This is a genomic window from Leisingera sp. G5_S3_59_S7 (assembly GCF_054968485.1).
In genome coordinates this window covers 21,114-37,410 of sequence record NZ_JBQKUH010000022.1, presented here as the reverse complement: position 1 = coordinate 37,410, position 16,297 = coordinate 21,114, and the positions used below count along the sequence as shown (strand labels likewise).

Below are 16,297 nucleotides of genomic sequence, written 5' to 3'. Positions count from 1 at the left end.
CGGATCAGGCCCTTAGCCCTTAACTGCCTTCACGATCTTCTCGGCGCCGTCTTTCAGGTCGTCCGCAGCGATCACGTCGAGGCCGGAGGTGTTGATGATCTCCTTGCCCTTCTCGACGTTGGTGCCCTCAAGACGGACCACCAGCGGCACCTTCAGGCCGACTTCCTTCACTGCGGCGACCACGCCCTCGGCGATAACGTCGCAGCGCATAATGCCGCCGAAGATGTTGACCAGGATGCCTTTGACGTTTTCGTCGGAGGTGATGATCTTGAACGCCTCGGTCACCTTCTCCTTGGTGGCGCCGCCGCCGACGTCGAGGAAGTTGGCAGGCTCCGCGCCGTAGAGCTTGATGATGTCCATGGTGGCCATCGCCAAACCTGCACCGTTCACCATGCAGCCGATCTCACCGTCCAGCGCAATGTAGTTCAGGTCGTATTTGGAAGCTTCCAGTTCTTTCGGGTCTTCCTCGGTGGTGTCGCGCAGCTCTGCCACGTCGGCGTGGCGGTAGACCGCGTTGCCGTCAAAGCCGACCTTGGCGTCCAGCACCTTGAGGTTGCCGTCGTCGCTGACGATCAGCGGGTTGATTTCCAGCATCTCCATGTCCTTCTCGACGAAGGCTTTGTAGAGCTGGCCCATCAGCTTGACGCACTGCTTGACCTGCTGGCCTTCAAGGCCCAGCGAGAACGCGATGCGGCGGCCGTGGTAGGCCTGGTAGCCGGTGGCCGGATCAACGGAGAAGGACAGGATCTTTTCCGGGGTGGCGGCGGCCACTTCCTCGATGTCCATGCCGCCCTCGGTGGAGCAGACAAAGGAGATGCGCGAAGTCTGGCGGTCCACCAGCAGGGCCAGGTACAGCTCACGCTTGATGCCGGAGCCGGCTTCGATGTAGATGCGGTTCACCTGCTTGCCCGCCGGGCCGGTCTGATGGGTGACCAGGGTGCGTCCCAGCATCTTCTTGGCTTCTTCGGCAGCTTCCTCCACCGATTTGGTCAGGCGCACGCCGCCCTTTTCGCCGGCATCCGCTTCTTTAAAGGAGCCTTTGCCACGGCCGCCTGCGTGGATCTGTGCCTTCACGACCCACAGCGGTCCGTCGAGCTCACCGGCGGCGGTTTTGGCTTCCTCGGCCCGCAGCACCACGCGTCCGTCGGACACCGGCGCGCCGTAGCTGCGAAGAAGGGCTTTGGCCTGATATTCGTGGATGTTCATCTGAAACTGTCCCGTCTGGCTGCAATTGTCTGCTGTTCAATAGGCCGTGTTAAAGCCAAGTGTTAAAGGCTTATTTGACGGGAGACGGGGAAATGGTGAAGATTTTCAGGTTTTGTGATCACAGGTTTTGGGGGTGTGATCACAATTTGCCGGAGGCTTAACGGCGGTGATTCGAGCCTTGGCCGGAAGGCCGCCGCCGCCGCATCATGGGCCAAAAGCGTCAGCCGCCGGACCGGGACGCTGCGGCAAAAGAAAAGGGCCCGCCAGACGCGGGCCCTTTGAATAGCGGCAAGGTGCGGCGCTTAGGCCAGCGAGCTGTCGATGCCCTTGCAGGCCTCAACCAGGCCCTTCACGGCGTTGACCGAGTTGTCGAACATGGTCTGTTCTTCTTCGGTCAGCTGGATGTCGACGATCTTCTCGATGCCGCCGGCGCCGATCACGGTGGGCACGCCCACGTACATGTCGCTGACGCCGATTTCGCCGGTGCAATAGGCGGCGCAGGGCAGCACGCGCTTCTGGTCTTTCAGATAGGCCTCGGCCATTTCAATGGCGGAGGTCGCCGGCGCATAGAAGGCGGAGCCGGTTTTCAGCAGGCCGACAATCTCGGCGCCGCCGTCACGGGTGCGCTGCACGATGGCGTCGAGCTTGTCCTGGGTGGTCCAGCCCATCTTGACCAGGTCGGGCAGCGGGATGCCGGCCACGGTGGAGTAGCGCACGGACGGCACCATGGTGTCGCCATGGCCGCCCAGCACGAATGCGGTGACGTCTTTCATGGAGACGCCGAATTCCTCGGCCAGGAAGTGGCGGAAGCGTGCGGAGTCCAGCACGCCGGCCATGCCGCAGACCTTGTTGTGGGGCAGGCCGGAAAACTCGCGCAGCGCCCAGACCATCGCGTCCAGCGGGTTGGTGATGCAGATGACAAAAGCGTCCGGCGCGTGGTCGCGGATGCCTTCGCCCACGGATTTCATCACCTTCAGGTTGATGCCCAGCAGGTCGTCGCGGCTCATGCCCGGCTTGCGCGGCACGCCGGCGGTGACGATGCAGACGTCGGCGCCTGCGATGTCCTCATAGGACTGGGTGCCCTTGAGGGACGCGTCGAAGCCCTCGGACGGACCGGATTCTGCAATGTCCAGCGCCTTGCCTTCGGGGATGCCTTCGGCGATGTCAAAGAGAACAACGTCGCCCAGTTCCTTGAGGGCTGCGAGGTGCGCGAGGGTGCCGCCGATCTGACCTGCGCCGATGAGGGCGATTTTGGGTCGTGCCATTGGTAAATGTCTCCGGTCCGGTTGAAATTTCCTGATGCCTACGGCGTAAACCCGGGCCGTGCAAGGGTTCTGCGCTGCGGCATAGGGTGCGGTATACTTGCGTATGCCGAAGTGATACCGCTAAACGGTCTTTAATTCAGGGCTTTCAGGGGCGGGCTATGGCGGCATTTGATGCGATGTTTTTCGTTTTTGCCATTCCTGCGGTCGTTTTTGCGGGCGTCTCCAAGGGCGGTTTCGGGTCCGGCGCCGCCTTTGCCTCGGCGGCGATTCTGGCGCTGGTGCTGGACCCGGGTATGGCGCTGGCGCTGATGCTGCCGCTGTTGATGCTGATCGACGTTGCCACGCTCAAACCCTACTGGGGACGCTGGAACCTGGGCGCGGCGCTGCTGCTGATCGCGGGCGGGCTGCCGGGGGTGGCGCTGGGGGCGTGGCTTTACACCTCAGTGGATGCCGATGCGATGCGGGTGCTGATCGGCGCGGTGGCGGTGGGGTTCGTGCTGTGGCAGCTGCGCGCCCGGCTGGGCCTGCGGGCCGTTGCGGCGCGGCCGCTGTCGCGCCTTGCGGGCCTTGCCGCCGGGCTGGCGGTGGGGTTCACCAGTTTTGTCAGCCATGCGGGCGGGCCGCCAGCGGCGGTCTATCTTCTCGGCCTGAGGTTGCGGAAGACCGAGTATCAGGCCAGCACGGTGCTGATTTTCTGGGCGATCAACATTGCCAAGGCGGTGCCTTATGCCGGGCTGGGGCTGTTCACACGTGAAACGCTGATGCTTGATCTGATGCTGGCGCCCTTTGCCCTGCTCGGCGCCTGGCTGGGGGTGAAGCTGCATCACAGCATCCCGGAGCGCTGGTTCTTTACGCTGACCTATGTGCTGCTTGTGGTGACCGGCACCAAGCTGATCTGGGACGGGCTGGCCTGAAGCCCCCTTCAGGCGCAGCCCGCCGTGGCGTCCCCGGCCGCTGTCGCCGCAGCCTGGAAACCTGCCTCAATAACTGCTCAGACGTCGCTGTCCGTGTTTGGCAGTGCTTCTGCGAGCACTTCATAGGACTGACCGGAGGCGACCAGGCAGGTCATGCCGTTGGGGGTTGTCACGGTGATGGTCCAGCTGCCGGTTTCGTCCGACGCAAAGGTCTCCATCACCATGCCTTGCTGGCCCATGCCGATACTTTGGCGGCTTTCGCCGTATTTCTCGGCCAAACGCTTCACTACCGTGTCGCGCGGCGCGCAGTTGCGGCTTTGCGCGGCGGCGGGGGCCGCGGCCAGGGTCAGGGCGGCCAGGGCGGCCGGCAGTGCAAATATTGTCCTTTTCATCTCGTTTTACCCTTTCCGGAACGGCCGGACAGAGCAGGGTGCCGGACGGCAGCCCCCGTATCCCTGAGCGGGCCGGTGTGTGACGCTGTTGATGCTGCAGGCCCCATGCCTGCGGGCAGCAGGGGCGGCCTGAAGAGGCGGCGGGGATCCTGTGCCGTGGTACCTTAAATTGTGCCTGTCAGGTGCTGATAAGTGGTTAATCCTGAGGCCGCTGGTAAAGCACGCGCATTTTCAAGGGCTTGCTGCAATTGCGGGGAAAGTTACGCTGCGCTGCGGCGGAATTGTACTTGAAAGTATACAATCGAATCTGTACCGCTTTACGCAATAAAATAACTTTTGGAGAGCTTGCATGGACCCGCGCGCGCGCCCCTACCGTTCGGTTTTATATATTCCCGGTTCCAAGCCGCGCGCGCTGGAGAAGGCCAAGACCCTGCCGGTGGACGCGGTGATCTTTGATCTGGAAGACGCGGTGTCGGTCGATGAAAAACCCAATGCCCGCGCGACCCTGGCGCAGGCGCTGGAAGCGGGCGGGTTTGGTGCGCGGATGAAGATCGTGCGGATCAACGGGCTGGACACCGAATGGGGCCGCGAGGATGCCGCCGCGGCGGCCAAGATGGATTGCGACGCGATTCTGCTGCCCAAGGTGAACTCCCCTGCCGATCTGGACGCGCTGGCAGAGATCACCGGGGACATCCCGCTGTGGGCGATGATGGAGACGCCGCGCGGGATGCTGAATGCCGCCGCCATCGCCGCGCACCCCAAGCTGCAAGGCATGGTGATGGGCACCAATGACCTGGCCAAGGAATTGCAGACCCGCTACCGCCCGGACCGGCTGCCGATGATGGCAGGGCTCGGCCTGTGCCTGCTGGCGGCCAAGGCCGAGGGGCTGGTCATCGTCGATGGTGTTTACAATGCCTTCAAGGACGCCGAAGGGCTGGCCGCCGAATGCGCCCAAGGCCGCGACATGGGCTTTGACGGCAAGACCCTGATCCACCCGGCGCAGGTGGAGACGGCCAATGCCGCCTTTGCCCCGACCGAGCGGGACATCGAAACATCGCGCCGCCAGATTGCCGCATTTGAAGAGGCGCAGGCCGCAGGCCAGGGTGTTGCGGTGGTCGACGGCAAGATAGTCGAGAACCTGCATGTGGCGACGGCGCGTGAGATCCTTGCAAAAGCGGATGCAATCGCCGCGCTTTCCGCATAGGTGTTAACAAGTTTAACATCTAAGAGGGGCTGAAATGGCGCTTTTGATCCTGGGACTTCTGCTGTGGTGGGGCGGCCACCTGTTCAAACGGCTGGCGCCGGATATGCGCGCTTCGATGGGCAATGCCGGGCGCGGCGTCGTGGCGCTGGTGCTGGTTGCCGGCATTGTGCTGATGGTGCTGGGCTACCGCGGCACGGAATTCATCCATGTCTGGGCGCCGCCGTCCTTCATGGTGCATATCAACAACCTGCTGGTGCTGATCGCCATCTATATGATGAGCCCGGCACCCAAGAAAGGCGCGTTGCTGAACGGCATGCGGCATCCGATGCTGGCGGGCTTCAAGCTGTGGGCCGCGGCGCATCTGCTGGTCAATGGCGATCTGGCCTCGATCATCCTGTTCGGCGGCCTGCTGGCCTGGGCGGTGGCTGAGGTCATCGTGATCAACCGCTCCGAACCGGACTGGCAGCCTGGCCCCAAGGGCACGCTCGCCAAGGACGGGATGTTCTTCCTGGCCTCGATTGTGCTGCTGGCGGTGATCGGCTACGTCCACGGGCTGATCGGGCCTTCGCCGTTTCCGGGATAGGTCCTGAGCAGGAGAGGAAGCCATGAAACTGTACCGATTTTTGTCCGAGGACGACACCTCTGCCTTCTGCCACAAGGTGACCGATGCGCTGAACAAGGGCTGGGAGCTGCATGGCAGCCCGACCCAGGCCTTTGATCCCGTCAAGGGGATCATGCGCTGCGGCCAGGCGGTGGTGAAAGAGGCGGACGGAACCTACACCCCTGAGACCAAACTGGGAGAACACTGATGGCCAAGACCAATCCGGGCCGGTTTTTCGAAGACTACACCGTCGGCGAAGTGATCCGCCACGCGGTGCCCCGCACGGTGTCGGGCGGGGAGCGGGCGCTGTACCACGCGCTGTATCCGGCGCGTCATGCGCTTTTTTCTTCGGATGAGTTTGCCCGGGCCTCTGGTCTGCCCTCGGCGCCGCTGGATGATCTGGCGGCCTTCCACGTGGTGTTCGGCAAGACGGTGCCGGACATATCCCTCAATGCGCTGGCGAACCTCGGCTATGCCGAGGGGCGCTGGCTGCTGCCGGTGTACCCCGGCGACACGCTGCGCTCTGAATCCGAGGTGATCGGGCTCAAGCAGAACTCCAACGGCAAGTCGGGTGTGGTCTATGTGCGCACCCGCGGGCTGAACCAGCGCGATGAATGCGTGATGGAATACGTGCGCTGGGTGATGGTGCGCAAACGCGACCTGGACGCCCCGGCACCGGAGACGGTGATCCCGGAGCTGAACAAGGTGATCCCGGCAGACCAGCTGGCGGTCCCGGCGGGGCTGGATTTCTCCAATTACGATTTCACCCTGGCAGGCGAGCCGCATCGCTGGGGCGACTATGAGGTGGGCGAGACCATCGACCATGTGGATGGCGTCACCATCGAGGAAGCCGAGCACATGATGGCGACCCGGCTGTGGCAGAACACCGCCAAGGTGCATTTCGACACGACCGCGCGCCCCGATGGCACCCGGCTGATTTATGGCGGCCATGTGATCTCGATGGCGCGGACGCTGTCGTTCAACGGGCTGGCGAATGCGCAGATGATCGTCGGCCTCAATGGCGGCGCGCACGCCAACCCCTGCCTGTCGGGCCTGACCGTGCGGGCCTGGTCTGAGGTGCTGGACAAGGCCGACACCGCGGCGCCGGGCGTTGGCGCGATCCGGCTGCGGCTGGTGGCCGCCAAGGGAGGCGCGCCGTTCGAGCTGAAGGGCGAGGACGGCAAGTACCTGCCGGATGTGCTGCTGGATCTGGATTACTGGGCCCTGATGCCGAAGTGACCGGGCAGGGGGCGTTGCCCCCTCGCGCCGCTGGCGCTCACCCCCAGGATATTTTCCGCCAGGTGAACAGGGGAAGCTGGCAGAAATGTGATGACCCTTAGCGCGGTTGCCGCTTAAGCTGGTTTCATGCGGGTCTTGCAGCTTCTGGTTTTCTCCATGTTCTCCCTTTGGCCGCTGCGCGCAGCGGCCTGCGATCTGGCATTGGTGCTTGCGGTGGATGTTTCCGGGTCCGTCGATGCCGAGGAATACCGCATTCAGATGGACGGTTTGGCGGCCGGCCTGCGCGACGGGGTTGTCTCTGAGGCGCTGGTCAAGGCGCGCGCCCGGGTGCTGCTGCTGCAATGGTCCGGCCAATCACGCCAGGAGGTGACGCTGCCCTGGGCTGAGGTGCGCAGTTTCAGTGATGTCGAGGCGCTGGCGCAGCGGATCGAACAGGCACCGCGGCCCTGGCGCAATTACTCCACTGCCGTGGGCGAGGCACTGTTTCTGGCGGTGGAGCAGTTTACCGAGGTGGCGGAGTGCACGCGCAGGGTGATCGACATTTCCGGCGACGGGTTTTCCAACGAAGGCGTCGAGCCGCGCGAGGCGCATGGCGCGCTGTCTGCCCTGGGCGTGACCGTGAACGCTATCGCGATTGAGCAGAGCGAGCCGGACCTGACCGCCTATTTTTTTGAGAACGTGATCCGCGGCGATGGGGCCTTTGTGGTCACGGCCGCCAGCTTTGCCGATTACCCGTCGCGCATCCGCAAGAAACTGGTGCGGGAGGTCGCGCGCCAGACGGCCTTGGGTCCGCAGCAGGGCGGCAAAGCGGTGGCGGCTTTGCAGTGATTTGCAGAAGGGGCTCTGATTCTGCAAAAGATTTTCAATGAGCGGTTTTGTGATCACTAAATATTTGCTGTGATCACAACACGTGGCCTTTTAGCGCCAACAGCACGGAAACCTGCCGTTTTTAACCGTTCGGTTGGGTGACACGCCGTAAAAATCGGCTAAAACGTCGTCAGCCAACCTGAAAAGGAGCCAACATGGCCGATGTCAATCGGGGCAACCGCCCGCTTTCGCCGCATTTGCAGGTCTACCGGCCGCAGCTGACCTCTGTGACGTCGATCCTGACGCGGATCACCGGCAACGCGCTGATCGTCTCGGCGCTGCTGATCGCCTGGTGGTTCCTGGCCGCCGCTACCTCTGCCGACTATTTTGCCACCGCCAACGGCCTGCTGACCAGCTGGTTCGGCGATCTGGTGATGACGCTGTCGGTGCTGGGCCTGTGGTATCACACGCTGGCCGGCATCCGGCACCTGATCTGGGACAACGGCTATATGCTGGAGCTGGAGCAGGCCGAGAAGCTGGGCTGGGGCGTGGTGATCGGCTCTGCCGTCCTGACCGTACTCACCATTATCATCGTCTAAGCTCAAAGGACACACGCGATGCGATATCTGACTGACCGCAAACGCGCCGTTGGCATGGGCGCTGCAAAATCCGGAACCGCGCACCACTGGTCGATGCAGGTGAGCGCTGTGGCGCTGCTGATCCTGGTGCCGCTGTTCGTTTTCACCTTCGGCTCTGCGCTGGGCGGCTCTTACGAGGAGATCACCGCCTATTACTCCCGCCCGTTTCCTGCACTGGTGGCCGTGCTGACAATCTGGGTCGGCATGATGCACTTCAAATCCGGCGCCCAGATCATGATCGAGGACTATGTCCATGGCCTGAAAGGCCGCCTGGCGATCATTCTGGTCAAATGCCTGTCCTACGCCGTCGCCGCGACCAGTGCCTATGCGCTGATCCGCCTGGCCCTGTAACGCTCCGAGGTTTCCATCAATGGCTGCTTACGAATACGAAACACATGAATATGACGTGGTCGTGGTTGGCGCCGGCGGGGCTGGCCTCCGCGCGACGCTGGGCATGGCGGAGCAGGGGCTGCGCACGGCCTGTGTGACCAAAGTGTTCCCGACCCGCTCCCACACCGTGGCGGCGCAGGGCGGCATCGCCGCGTCCCTGGGCAACATGGGCCCGGACAGCTGGCAGTGGCACATGTATGACACCGTCAAGGGCTCCGACTGGCTGGGTGACACCGACGCGATGGAATACCTCGCCCGCGAGGCGCCCAAGGCGGTTTACGAGCTGGAGCATTACGGCGTGCCGTTCTCGCGCACCGAGGAAGGCAAGATTTATCAGCGCCCGTTCGGCGGCCACACGACTGAGTTCGGCGAAGGCCCCGCGGTGCAGCGCACCTGTGCGGCGGCTGACCGGACCGGCCACGCGATCCTGCACACGCTCTATGGCCAGAGCCTCAAGAACAACGCCGAGTTCTACATCGAGTATTTCGCCATCGACCTGATCATGTCCGACGACGGGCAGTGCCAGGGCGTTGTCTGCTGGAAGCTGGATGACGGCACCATGCATGTCTTCAACGCCAAGATGGTGGTGCTGGCGACCGGCGGCTATGGCCGTGCGTATTTCTCCGCCACCTCGGCGCATACCTGCACCGGCGACGGCGGCGGCATGGTGGCCCGTGCTGGCCTGGCGCTGCAGGACATGGAGTTCGTGCAGTTCCACCCGACCGGCATCTACGGCTCCGGCTGCCTGATCACCGAGGGCGCGCGGGGCGAGGGCGGCTACCTGACCAACTCCGAGGGCGAACGCTTTATGGAGCGCTATGCGCCCCAGTACAAGGATCTGGCGCCGCGCGACTATGTCAGCCGCTCGATGACCATGGAGATTCGCGAAGGCCGCGGTGTGGGCGCCGAGGGCGACCATATCCACCTGAACCTCTCCCACCTGCCGGCCGAGGCGCTGGCGGAGCGGCTGCCGGGCATTTCGGAAAGCGCAAAGATCTTTGCCGGCGTGGACGTGACCAAGGAGCCGATTCCGGTTCTGCCCACCGTGCATTACAACATGGGCGGTATTCCGACCAACTATTGGGGCGAGGTTCTGAACCCGACCGAAGATGATCCGACCGCGGTAGTCCCGGGCCTGATGGCCGTGGGCGAGGCAGGCTGTGCCTCGGTGCATGGCGCCAATCGTCTCGGCTCCAACTCGCTCATTGACCTGGTGGTCTTTGGCCGCGCCTCCGCCATCCGCGCGGGCAAGGTTGTTGATCCGGAGACATCGAACCCGGTGCTGAACCAGGCCTCTGTCGACATGGCATTCGACCGTTTCGACACCCTGCGCAATGCCAATGGCGGCATCCCGACCGCTGACCTGCGGCTGGAGATGCAGAAGTGCATGCAGGCCGACGCAGCCGTGTTCCGCACCTCCAAGACCATGGCGGAAGGCGTCGAGAAGATGACCGCGATTGCGGCCAAGCTCGATGACCTGAAGGTGACCGACCGCTCGCTGGTCTGGAACTCCGACCTGATGGAGACGCTGGAGCTGACCAACCTGATGCCGAACGCGCTGGCCACCATTATCGGCGCCGAAGCCCGCAAGGAAAGCCGCGGCGCGCATGCGCATGAGGACTTCACCGACCGCGACGACGAGAACTGGCGTGTCCACACCGTCTCCCGCGTGGAGGGCAACAAGGTTGATCTGTCCTACCGCCCGGTGGTGGTCGACCCGCTGACCACCGAGGATGAAGGCGGCATCAGCCTCAAGAAAATCGCGCCCAAGGCGCGGACGTTCTAAGGAGACAGATCATGGTTCAACTCAGCCTCCCGAAGAACTCCAAGATCACCACCGGCAAGACCTGGCCCAAGCCGGAAGGCGCCAGCAATGTGCGCAAGTTCAAGATCTACCGCTGGAACCCGGATGACGGCAAAAACCCGCAGGTCGACACCTACTTCGTCGACATGGACAGCTGCGGCCCGATGGTCCTGGACGCGCTGATCAAGATCAAGAATGAGATCGACCCGACCCTGACCTTCCGCCGCTCCTGCCGCGAGGGGATCTGCGGGTCCTGTGCGATGAACATCGACGGCATCAACACGCTGGCCTGTATCTATGGCATGGATGAGATCAAGGGCGATGTGGCGATCTATCCGCTGCCGCATATGCCTGTGGTCAAGGACCTCATTCCCGACCTCACGCATTTCTATGCCCAGCACGCCTCGATCATGCCGTGGCTGGAGACCAAGACCAACCGCCCGGCGAAAGAGTGGAAGCAGTCCATCGAGGACCGCAAGAAGCTCGATGGCCTCTATGAATGCGTTATGTGCGCCAGCTGCTCGACGTCCTGCCCGAGCTACTGGTGGAACGGCGACCGCTACCTCGGGCCGGCCGCGCTGCTGCACGCCTACCGCTGGATCATCGACAGCCGGGATGAGGCCACGCCTGAACGCCTTGACCAGCTGGAAGATCCGTTCAAGCTGTACCGCTGCCATACCATCATGAACTGCGCCAAGACCTGCCCCAAGGGCCTGAACCCGGCCAAGGCGATTGCGCATATCAAGAAGATGATGGTCGAGCGCACCGTCTGAGCGCGGCAGGGCTGATCCGCAAGGATCCGCCGCCCCGTACGATGAAATTTGCATGGCCCCCGGTTTCCTGCGAAACCGGGGGCATGTTCTTTAGCTGGCATTGGAATTCGGGCATGAAACTGATGGTACTTGCCGCGGGCGCGCTGAGCGTGCTGGCGGGCTGCATGACAGCCACCGACCACGACCGTATTGGAGGCCAGCTGGCAGCGACGGATGCCAAGATCCCCGGCTGTATCGCGGCCGCGGGTATCACCGGGCAATACCGGGTGCGCACGGCGTTTCTAGGCCATGGGGCAGGGACAACGGTGCTGCGCACGGTCCAGCCGGGGGTCAACGTGACCGAGGCGCAGGCGGCACAGGCGACCTCCTGTATCAACACCTGATCCAAATCGGTTGAGCGGCGGCGGCAGCCGCCCTAAGGTGCCGGAATGCAACCGCATTTCTACGCCATTCTTCTCGCCGGCCTGGCCGGTCTTTCGATGCCGCTGGGCGGGTTTCTTGCCTGGTGCGAGCATATCCGAAACCCGGTCCTGCGCGACGAGGTGCTGCACGCCATCGCAGCCTTTGGCGGCGGTGCGCTCACCTCTGCGGTAGCGCTGGTGCTGGTGCCGGAGGGGGCGCAGGCGCTGCCAGCCGTTCTTGCTGTGCTGTTGTTTGCGGCGGGCGGAGGCGTGTTCTACCTGGCCGACACCGTGCTGCAAAAGCACGGCGGCAGCGGCGCCCTTCTGCTGGCGATGCTGCTGGATTACGTGCCCGAGGCGATGGCGCTGGGGGCGATGCTGGTGGCGGATGCCGCCACCGCCTGGCTGCTGGCGCTGATGATCTTTCTGCAAAACCTGCCGGAGGGCTTTGCCGCCTTCCGCGAGGTCTGGAGCGGTGACAGCCCGGCCTGGCACGTGCTGCTGGCCTTCGTGGGGCTGGCGGCGCTGGGGCCGGTCTGCGCCCTGACTGGGCTCGTCTGGCTGGCAGAGGCGCACGCGGTGCTGGGGGCAATCATGGTTTTTGCAGCGGGCGGCATTCTCTATCTGCTGTTTCAGGACATCGCGCCCAAGGCCCATTCAAACCGCAGCAGCGTGCCTGCACTGGGCGCGGTTGCAGGCTTTGCCCTGGGGCTGGCCGGGCACCTGCTGACGGTGTAATGCTGACCCTTGGCCTGCTGCAATGCAGCAAGTGCATGGCGCCTTTGCAGAAACGGCGGCTGCACCCCGGGCGTGCAGGGGGTAGTTTGGCCCTTGAGGGAGGATCGTGCCAGACTATGGAGGCAACCCGATGAACCCGGTGAATTTGCAGCAGGACCCGAAGGATAAGGCCCGTCAGGCCGCGCTGGAGGCCTTGGAGCAGGCGTTTGCCTATTACACCCCGGAACCGCTGCCCGCGGCGGCCGAGGTCGAAGCTGTGGATGGCGTGGTCGAATACTACCAGGCGGCCTGAGGTGCGGCGCGGCGTGACCGCTTTGCGGGGCATTCCGGTTGAGCCGGCGGCGGCTGCGGCGTAGACAGGGGAATGCCTGTTCTGCTGCTTGTCCTTATGGCGGGCGTGTTCGCCTATTTCCTGTGGCGCCGCCACGCCACCAGCCTGACCCGCAACTGCCGCTGGCGCCAGCAGCGCGCCCAGGGCCAGTGGCGCTGCAGCTATTGCGGCGCTGCGGAACCGGGGGATGCCGCCCCGCGCATCTGCCGCGATCCGCGCCGCACGTGATAACCGCACTTTGCAGCCTGCAGCGATGAGCTCCCGCGCCCGCAGGCGCCCCGGCTGCGCCGGAACGCCTTCTGTGCAGGGCCCAACGGCGAGACGCCTTTTCATAAGGCGCCGGAGCAGGCGGGAGCCTCTCGGCCCGTGCATGGCAGACCCGCAAAAAATAATGCTTGAAAGACTCACCTCTTTGCCCGATATGGGCTGACAAGACGCCAACGCACGCGCCTCTGTCGAAAGGGGTTTTACTCCCCTAAGGTTACGTAGCGACGGTAACGTCTCTGACAGAACTGAGCGGTCATATATGGCCGGGTCTTTTGGAGATGACCATGAACGTACACGTAGCCGGGCAAACTGCTCGCGATTCCGTATCTGTATCCCGTCACCTGCAGTACATTGCGCAATCCCGCTTCGACCGGCCGACCCTGGTTGTCGACAGCCAGGCGGTGGCCCGCCAGTATCAGGCGCTGGACCGCGGCCTGGGCCGGGCGCGCATCCACTATGCCGTCAAGGCAAACCCGGCGCCGGAAGTGCTGGAAACCCTGGTCCGCCTTGGTTCCAACTTTGACGCGGCCAGCCGCGCCGAGATCGAGATGTGCCTGGCGGCCGGCGCGCGGGCTGAGCAGATCACCTTCGGCAACACCATCAAACGCCCCTCGGACATTGCCTTTGCCCATAGCATCGGCATCACCCATTTTGCCGCCGACGCCCAGGAAGAGCTGGAAAAGCTAGCCGAATTCGCACCGGGCGCGCATGTTTGCCTGCGGGTGATCGTCGAGGCCTCGGGCGCCGATTGGCCGCTCAGCCGCAAGTTCGGATCGTCGGCGGCCATGGCGCTGAGCCTGATGGACACCGCCGCCGGGCTTGGCCTCAGCGTGCACGGCCTGTCGTTCCACGTGGGCTCGCAGACCCGCGATCCGCTGATGTGGGCGCCGGTGCTGGATCAGGTGGCAGAGGTCTGGACCGCGGGCCGCGCGGCCGGCCATGACCTGAAGCTGGTGAACATCGGCGGCGGCTTCCCGGCTTCTTACAAGGCCGAAGTGATGGGCGCCGAGGACTATGCCCGCGCGGTGATGGAGCAGGTCAATGCCCGCTTCCCCGATGCTGCCGAAGTGATGGCGGAGCCGGGCCGCGGCCTGGTGGCCGAAGCCGGCGCAATTGCGGCCGAGGTGCTGCTGGTCTCCCGCAAGCATGCCGATGACATGTTCCGCTGGGTCTATCTGGACATCGGCAAATTCTCCGGCCTGGCTGAAACCATGGATGAGGCGATCCGCTACCGGATCTCCACCAGCCGCGACCACGAACCGACCGGCCCCTGCGTGCTGGCCGGCCCCTCCTGCGACAGCGCTGATGTGCTGTATGAAAAGCAGCTGGTGCAGCTGCCGCTGGGCCTGAAAGCGGGCGACCGCGTGGTGATCCACTCCTGCGGCGCCTATACTTCGACCTATGCCTCGGTCGGCTTCAACGGCTTCCCGCCGCTGGACGTGGTGGTGATCTGACCTCCGCCCTCCGGCGCTTGTGATCTGTACGGCCCGCCGCAGGGCTTGAAACCCTGCGGCGTTGCCGTCTTGATGGGACAAACGCACAAGAAGGTTTGCCCCATGACAATCCCCCCCGAAGCCCCCGCCGACGCGGACGCCCGCCGCGCGGTCAAGCCGGTGATCTGCTACCCCAATGACACTCTGCCGGTTCCGGATCTGCCGCTGTACCGGCAGGCGCGGCAAGGGGCGGTGAAAACCGGGGAGGTGCTGGTGCAGCCCCGCGATGCCGCCTGTTTCGAGGTGCCCGCCGGGCATTTCTTCAGGATCACCTCGGTGGAGGGGCCGCAGGTGGGCGATTTGAACCTGTGGAACAGGGCCGACCTTAGCGAGCGGTTCTACTCGGGCAAGACCCGCGCCCTGCACGGCACCCATCTTACCAAGGGAGAGCGGATGTGGACCAGCTTTCCGCATCTGCGCCCGATGGCGACCATCACTGAGGACACACTGGGCTGGTACGGGATCGACCAGTACGGCGGGGCGGTGCATGACGTGATCGGCACCCGCTGCGACCCCTACACCGGCAACCTGCTGGCGGGCAGCCAGTACCACCATTGCTGCCATTCCAACCTGACCAGGGCGCTGGCCGGTCACCTGGGGCTGCCGCCGGAGGAGGCGGAACCGCATGTGCATGACGTGCTGAATGTCTTTATGTGCACCGGTTTTACCCGCGATACCGGCCAGTATTTCATGAAGGCAAGCCCGGTGCGGCCCGGTGATTACCTGGAGTTCTTTGCCGAGATCGACTTGCTGGGGGCGCTCAGCGCCTGCCCGGGCGGGGATTGTTCGGCTGAGCATTCCAGCGATACGGCGGCCTGCTATCCGCTGCTGGTCGAAATCTTTGCGCCGGCCAATGGCGCGCTAGGCGATTGGAAAAGCCCGCCGCGAAATGGGTATGACCGCAGCCACGGCCTTGGCTGAGCCGGCAATATTGGCTTAGCTTTCCGGCAAGAGGACAAAATTGGCGCAATATCTTCATGGAAGCAGGCAAGATGATTAATTGCCGTGACCGAAAACACCATTAGGCACGTGTTTTCCACGTGCAGAAAATGAAGCCAGGTCTTTCAGGCCGTAAAAAAGGGCAGGGCGAAAGCCGCTGCCCTTACTGATTATCAAAATGAAAACTTTCAGCCGAACGCGGCCTCAAGTGCAATTTCCACCATATCGCCAAAGCTGCGCTCGCGCTGATCAGAGGGCAGCGCCTCGCCGGTGCCCAGGTGATCGGACACGGTCAGCACTGCCAGCGCCCGGCAGCCGTGGCGGGCCGCTAGCGTGTACAGCTCTGCCGCTTCCATCTCCACGCCAAGAATGCCATGGCGCACCATCTGCTCGTTCAGGTCCGGGCGTTCGTCATAGAACACATCCGAGGAGTAGATGCCGCCGATTTGGGTTCCCGCGCCGCGCTTGGCAGCCGCCTGGGCCGCCGCCTGCAACAGGCCCCAGTCGGCGCAGGGGGCAAAGTTCAGCTCCCGGAAGATACCGCTGGACGGGCTGTTGAGGGTTGTGGCCGTCATTGCCAGGATCACGTCCCGGAGCTTGACCTTGTCCTGCATGCCACCGCAAGAGCCGATGCGGATCAGCGTCTTGGCGCCATAGTCCCGGATCAGCTCGTTGGCATAGATCGACAGCGAGGGCATCCCCATACCGCTGCCCTGAATGCTCACCCGGTGGCCGTTCCACGTGCCGGTGTAGCCCAGCATGCCGCGCACCTCATTGACCAGCTTGGCATCTTTCAGAAAGGTCTCAGCCGCCCATTTGGCCCGGTAGGGGTCGCCGGGCATCAGAACGGTTTCTGCCATGTCGCCCTTGGCGGCGCCGATATGAATGGTCATCG

At 63.8% G+C, this 16,297-nt stretch carries 20 protein-coding genes; 16 read left to right on the top strand and 4 right to left on the bottom strand.

Annotated features, from left to right (window positions below; translation table 11 throughout):
* Positions 1–12: 12 nt before the first annotated feature.
* Positions 13–1,206: an ADP-forming succinate--CoA ligase subunit beta gene (sucC, locus tag ACTRWG_RS11665; protein WP_027235114.1), complete on the bottom strand. Its 1,194-nt coding sequence runs from the start codon at positions 1,204–1,206 to the stop codon at positions 13–15.
* Positions 1,207–1,508: 302 nt separating this feature from the next.
* A complete protein-coding gene (gene mdh, locus ACTRWG_RS11660) occupies positions 1,509–2,471 on the bottom strand; it encodes a malate dehydrogenase (protein ID WP_027235113.1) in 963 nt (320 codons plus the stop codon).
* A gap of 158 nt (positions 2,472–2,629) precedes the next feature.
* Between mdh and ACTRWG_RS11655 the strand changes: the two genes are divergently transcribed.
* The gene (locus ACTRWG_RS11655) at positions 2,630–3,385 is read left to right on the top strand and encodes a sulfite exporter TauE/SafE family protein (RefSeq protein WP_462829337.1); all 756 of its coding nucleotides are present in this window, start codon (positions 2,630–2,632) and stop codon (positions 3,383–3,385) included.
* A gap of 77 nt (positions 3,386–3,462) precedes the next feature.
* Here the strand turns inward: ACTRWG_RS11655 and ACTRWG_RS11650 are convergent, their stop codons facing one another.
* Entirely contained in the window at positions 3,463–3,777 is a 315-nt protein-coding gene (locus ACTRWG_RS11650) for a hypothetical protein (RefSeq protein ID WP_259958505.1), read from the bottom strand.
* Between the two features lie 349 nt (positions 3,778–4,126).
* On the opposite strand from ACTRWG_RS11650, the gene ACTRWG_RS11645 reads away from it, so the two are divergent.
* From ACTRWG_RS11645 to ACTRWG_RS11575, 15 genes are all read left to right on the top strand, one after another.
* Entirely contained in the window at positions 4,127–4,981 is an 855-nt protein-coding gene (locus tag ACTRWG_RS11645) for an HpcH/HpaI aldolase/citrate lyase family protein (RefSeq protein ID WP_462829336.1), read from the top strand.
* Between the two features lie 34 nt (positions 4,982–5,015).
* Positions 5,016–5,564, top strand: a complete 549-nt coding sequence (locus tag ACTRWG_RS11640; protein ID WP_260003118.1) for an NnrU family protein — start codon at positions 5,016–5,018, stop codon at positions 5,562–5,564.
* 22 nt (positions 5,565–5,586) lie between these two features.
* On the top strand, positions 5,587–5,790 hold the full coding sequence (locus ACTRWG_RS11635; RefSeq protein WP_027235108.1) for a DUF1737 domain-containing protein: 204 nt from the start codon (positions 5,587–5,589) through the stop codon (positions 5,788–5,790).
* Positions 5,790–6,821, top strand: a complete 1,032-nt coding sequence (locus ACTRWG_RS11630; RefSeq protein WP_027235107.1) for a MaoC family dehydratase — start codon at positions 5,790–5,792, stop codon at positions 6,819–6,821. Before ACTRWG_RS11635 ends, ACTRWG_RS11630 begins: the two co-directional genes overlap by 1 nt.
* 126 nt (positions 6,822–6,947) lie before the next feature.
* The gene (locus ACTRWG_RS11625; RefSeq protein WP_027235106.1) at positions 6,948–7,649 is read left to right on the top strand and encodes a DUF1194 domain-containing protein; all 702 of its coding nucleotides are present in this window, start codon (positions 6,948–6,950) and stop codon (positions 7,647–7,649) included.
* Positions 7,650–7,843: 194 nt separating this feature from the next.
* Positions 7,844–8,227 (top strand): succinate dehydrogenase, cytochrome b556 subunit, encoded by a 384-nt coding sequence (gene sdhC / locus ACTRWG_RS11620; RefSeq protein ID WP_027235105.1) that lies wholly within the window; start codon positions 7,844–7,846, stop codon positions 8,225–8,227.
* 18 nt (positions 8,228–8,245) lie between these two features.
* Positions 8,246–8,617: a succinate dehydrogenase, hydrophobic membrane anchor protein gene (gene sdhD, locus ACTRWG_RS11615; protein ID WP_008554201.1), complete on the top strand. Its 372-nt coding sequence runs from the start codon at positions 8,246–8,248 to the stop codon at positions 8,615–8,617.
* Between the two features lie 19 nt (positions 8,618–8,636).
* Positions 8,637–10,442 (top strand): succinate dehydrogenase flavoprotein subunit, encoded by a 1,806-nt coding sequence (gene sdhA / locus ACTRWG_RS11610; RefSeq protein ID WP_027235104.1) that lies wholly within the window; start codon positions 8,637–8,639, stop codon positions 10,440–10,442.
* 11 nt (positions 10,443–10,453) lie between these two features.
* The gene (locus ACTRWG_RS11605; RefSeq protein WP_027235103.1) at positions 10,454–11,233 is read left to right on the top strand and encodes a succinate dehydrogenase iron-sulfur subunit; all 780 of its coding nucleotides are present in this window, start codon (positions 10,454–10,456) and stop codon (positions 11,231–11,233) included.
* Positions 11,234–11,346: 113 nt separating this feature from the next.
* A complete protein-coding gene (locus ACTRWG_RS11600) occupies positions 11,347–11,616 on the top strand; it encodes a hypothetical protein (protein WP_027235102.1) in 270 nt (89 codons plus the stop codon).
* 45 nt (positions 11,617–11,661) lie between these two features.
* Complete coding sequence (locus ACTRWG_RS11595) at positions 11,662–12,372, top strand: ZIP family metal transporter (RefSeq protein WP_027235101.1); 711 nt, start codon at positions 11,662–11,664, stop codon at positions 12,370–12,372.
* Between the two features lie 106 nt (positions 12,373–12,478).
* On the top strand, positions 12,479–12,664 hold the full coding sequence (locus tag ACTRWG_RS11590) for a hypothetical protein (RefSeq protein WP_154667759.1): 186 nt from the start codon (positions 12,479–12,481) through the stop codon (positions 12,662–12,664).
* 72 nt (positions 12,665–12,736) lie between these two features.
* Entirely contained in the window at positions 12,737–12,931 is a 195-nt protein-coding gene (locus ACTRWG_RS11585) for a hypothetical protein (RefSeq protein ID WP_027235100.1), read from the top strand.
* A gap of 323 nt (positions 12,932–13,254) precedes the next feature.
* Positions 13,255–14,424: a type III PLP-dependent enzyme gene (locus ACTRWG_RS11580; protein WP_409359724.1), complete on the top strand. Its 1,170-nt coding sequence runs from the start codon at positions 13,255–13,257 to the stop codon at positions 14,422–14,424.
* A 102-nt stretch (positions 14,425–14,526) separates the two neighbouring features.
* Positions 14,527–15,384: an urea carboxylase-associated family protein gene (locus ACTRWG_RS11575; RefSeq protein WP_027235098.1), complete on the top strand. Its 858-nt coding sequence runs from the start codon at positions 14,527–14,529 to the stop codon at positions 15,382–15,384.
* 206 nt (positions 15,385–15,590) lie between these two features.
* Here the strand turns inward: ACTRWG_RS11575 and deoD are convergent, their stop codons facing one another.
* Positions 15,591–16,295 (bottom strand): purine-nucleoside phosphorylase, encoded by a 705-nt coding sequence (gene deoD, locus ACTRWG_RS11570; protein WP_462829335.1) that lies wholly within the window; start codon positions 16,293–16,295, stop codon positions 15,591–15,593.
* Positions 16,296–16,297: the final 2 nt, after the last annotated feature.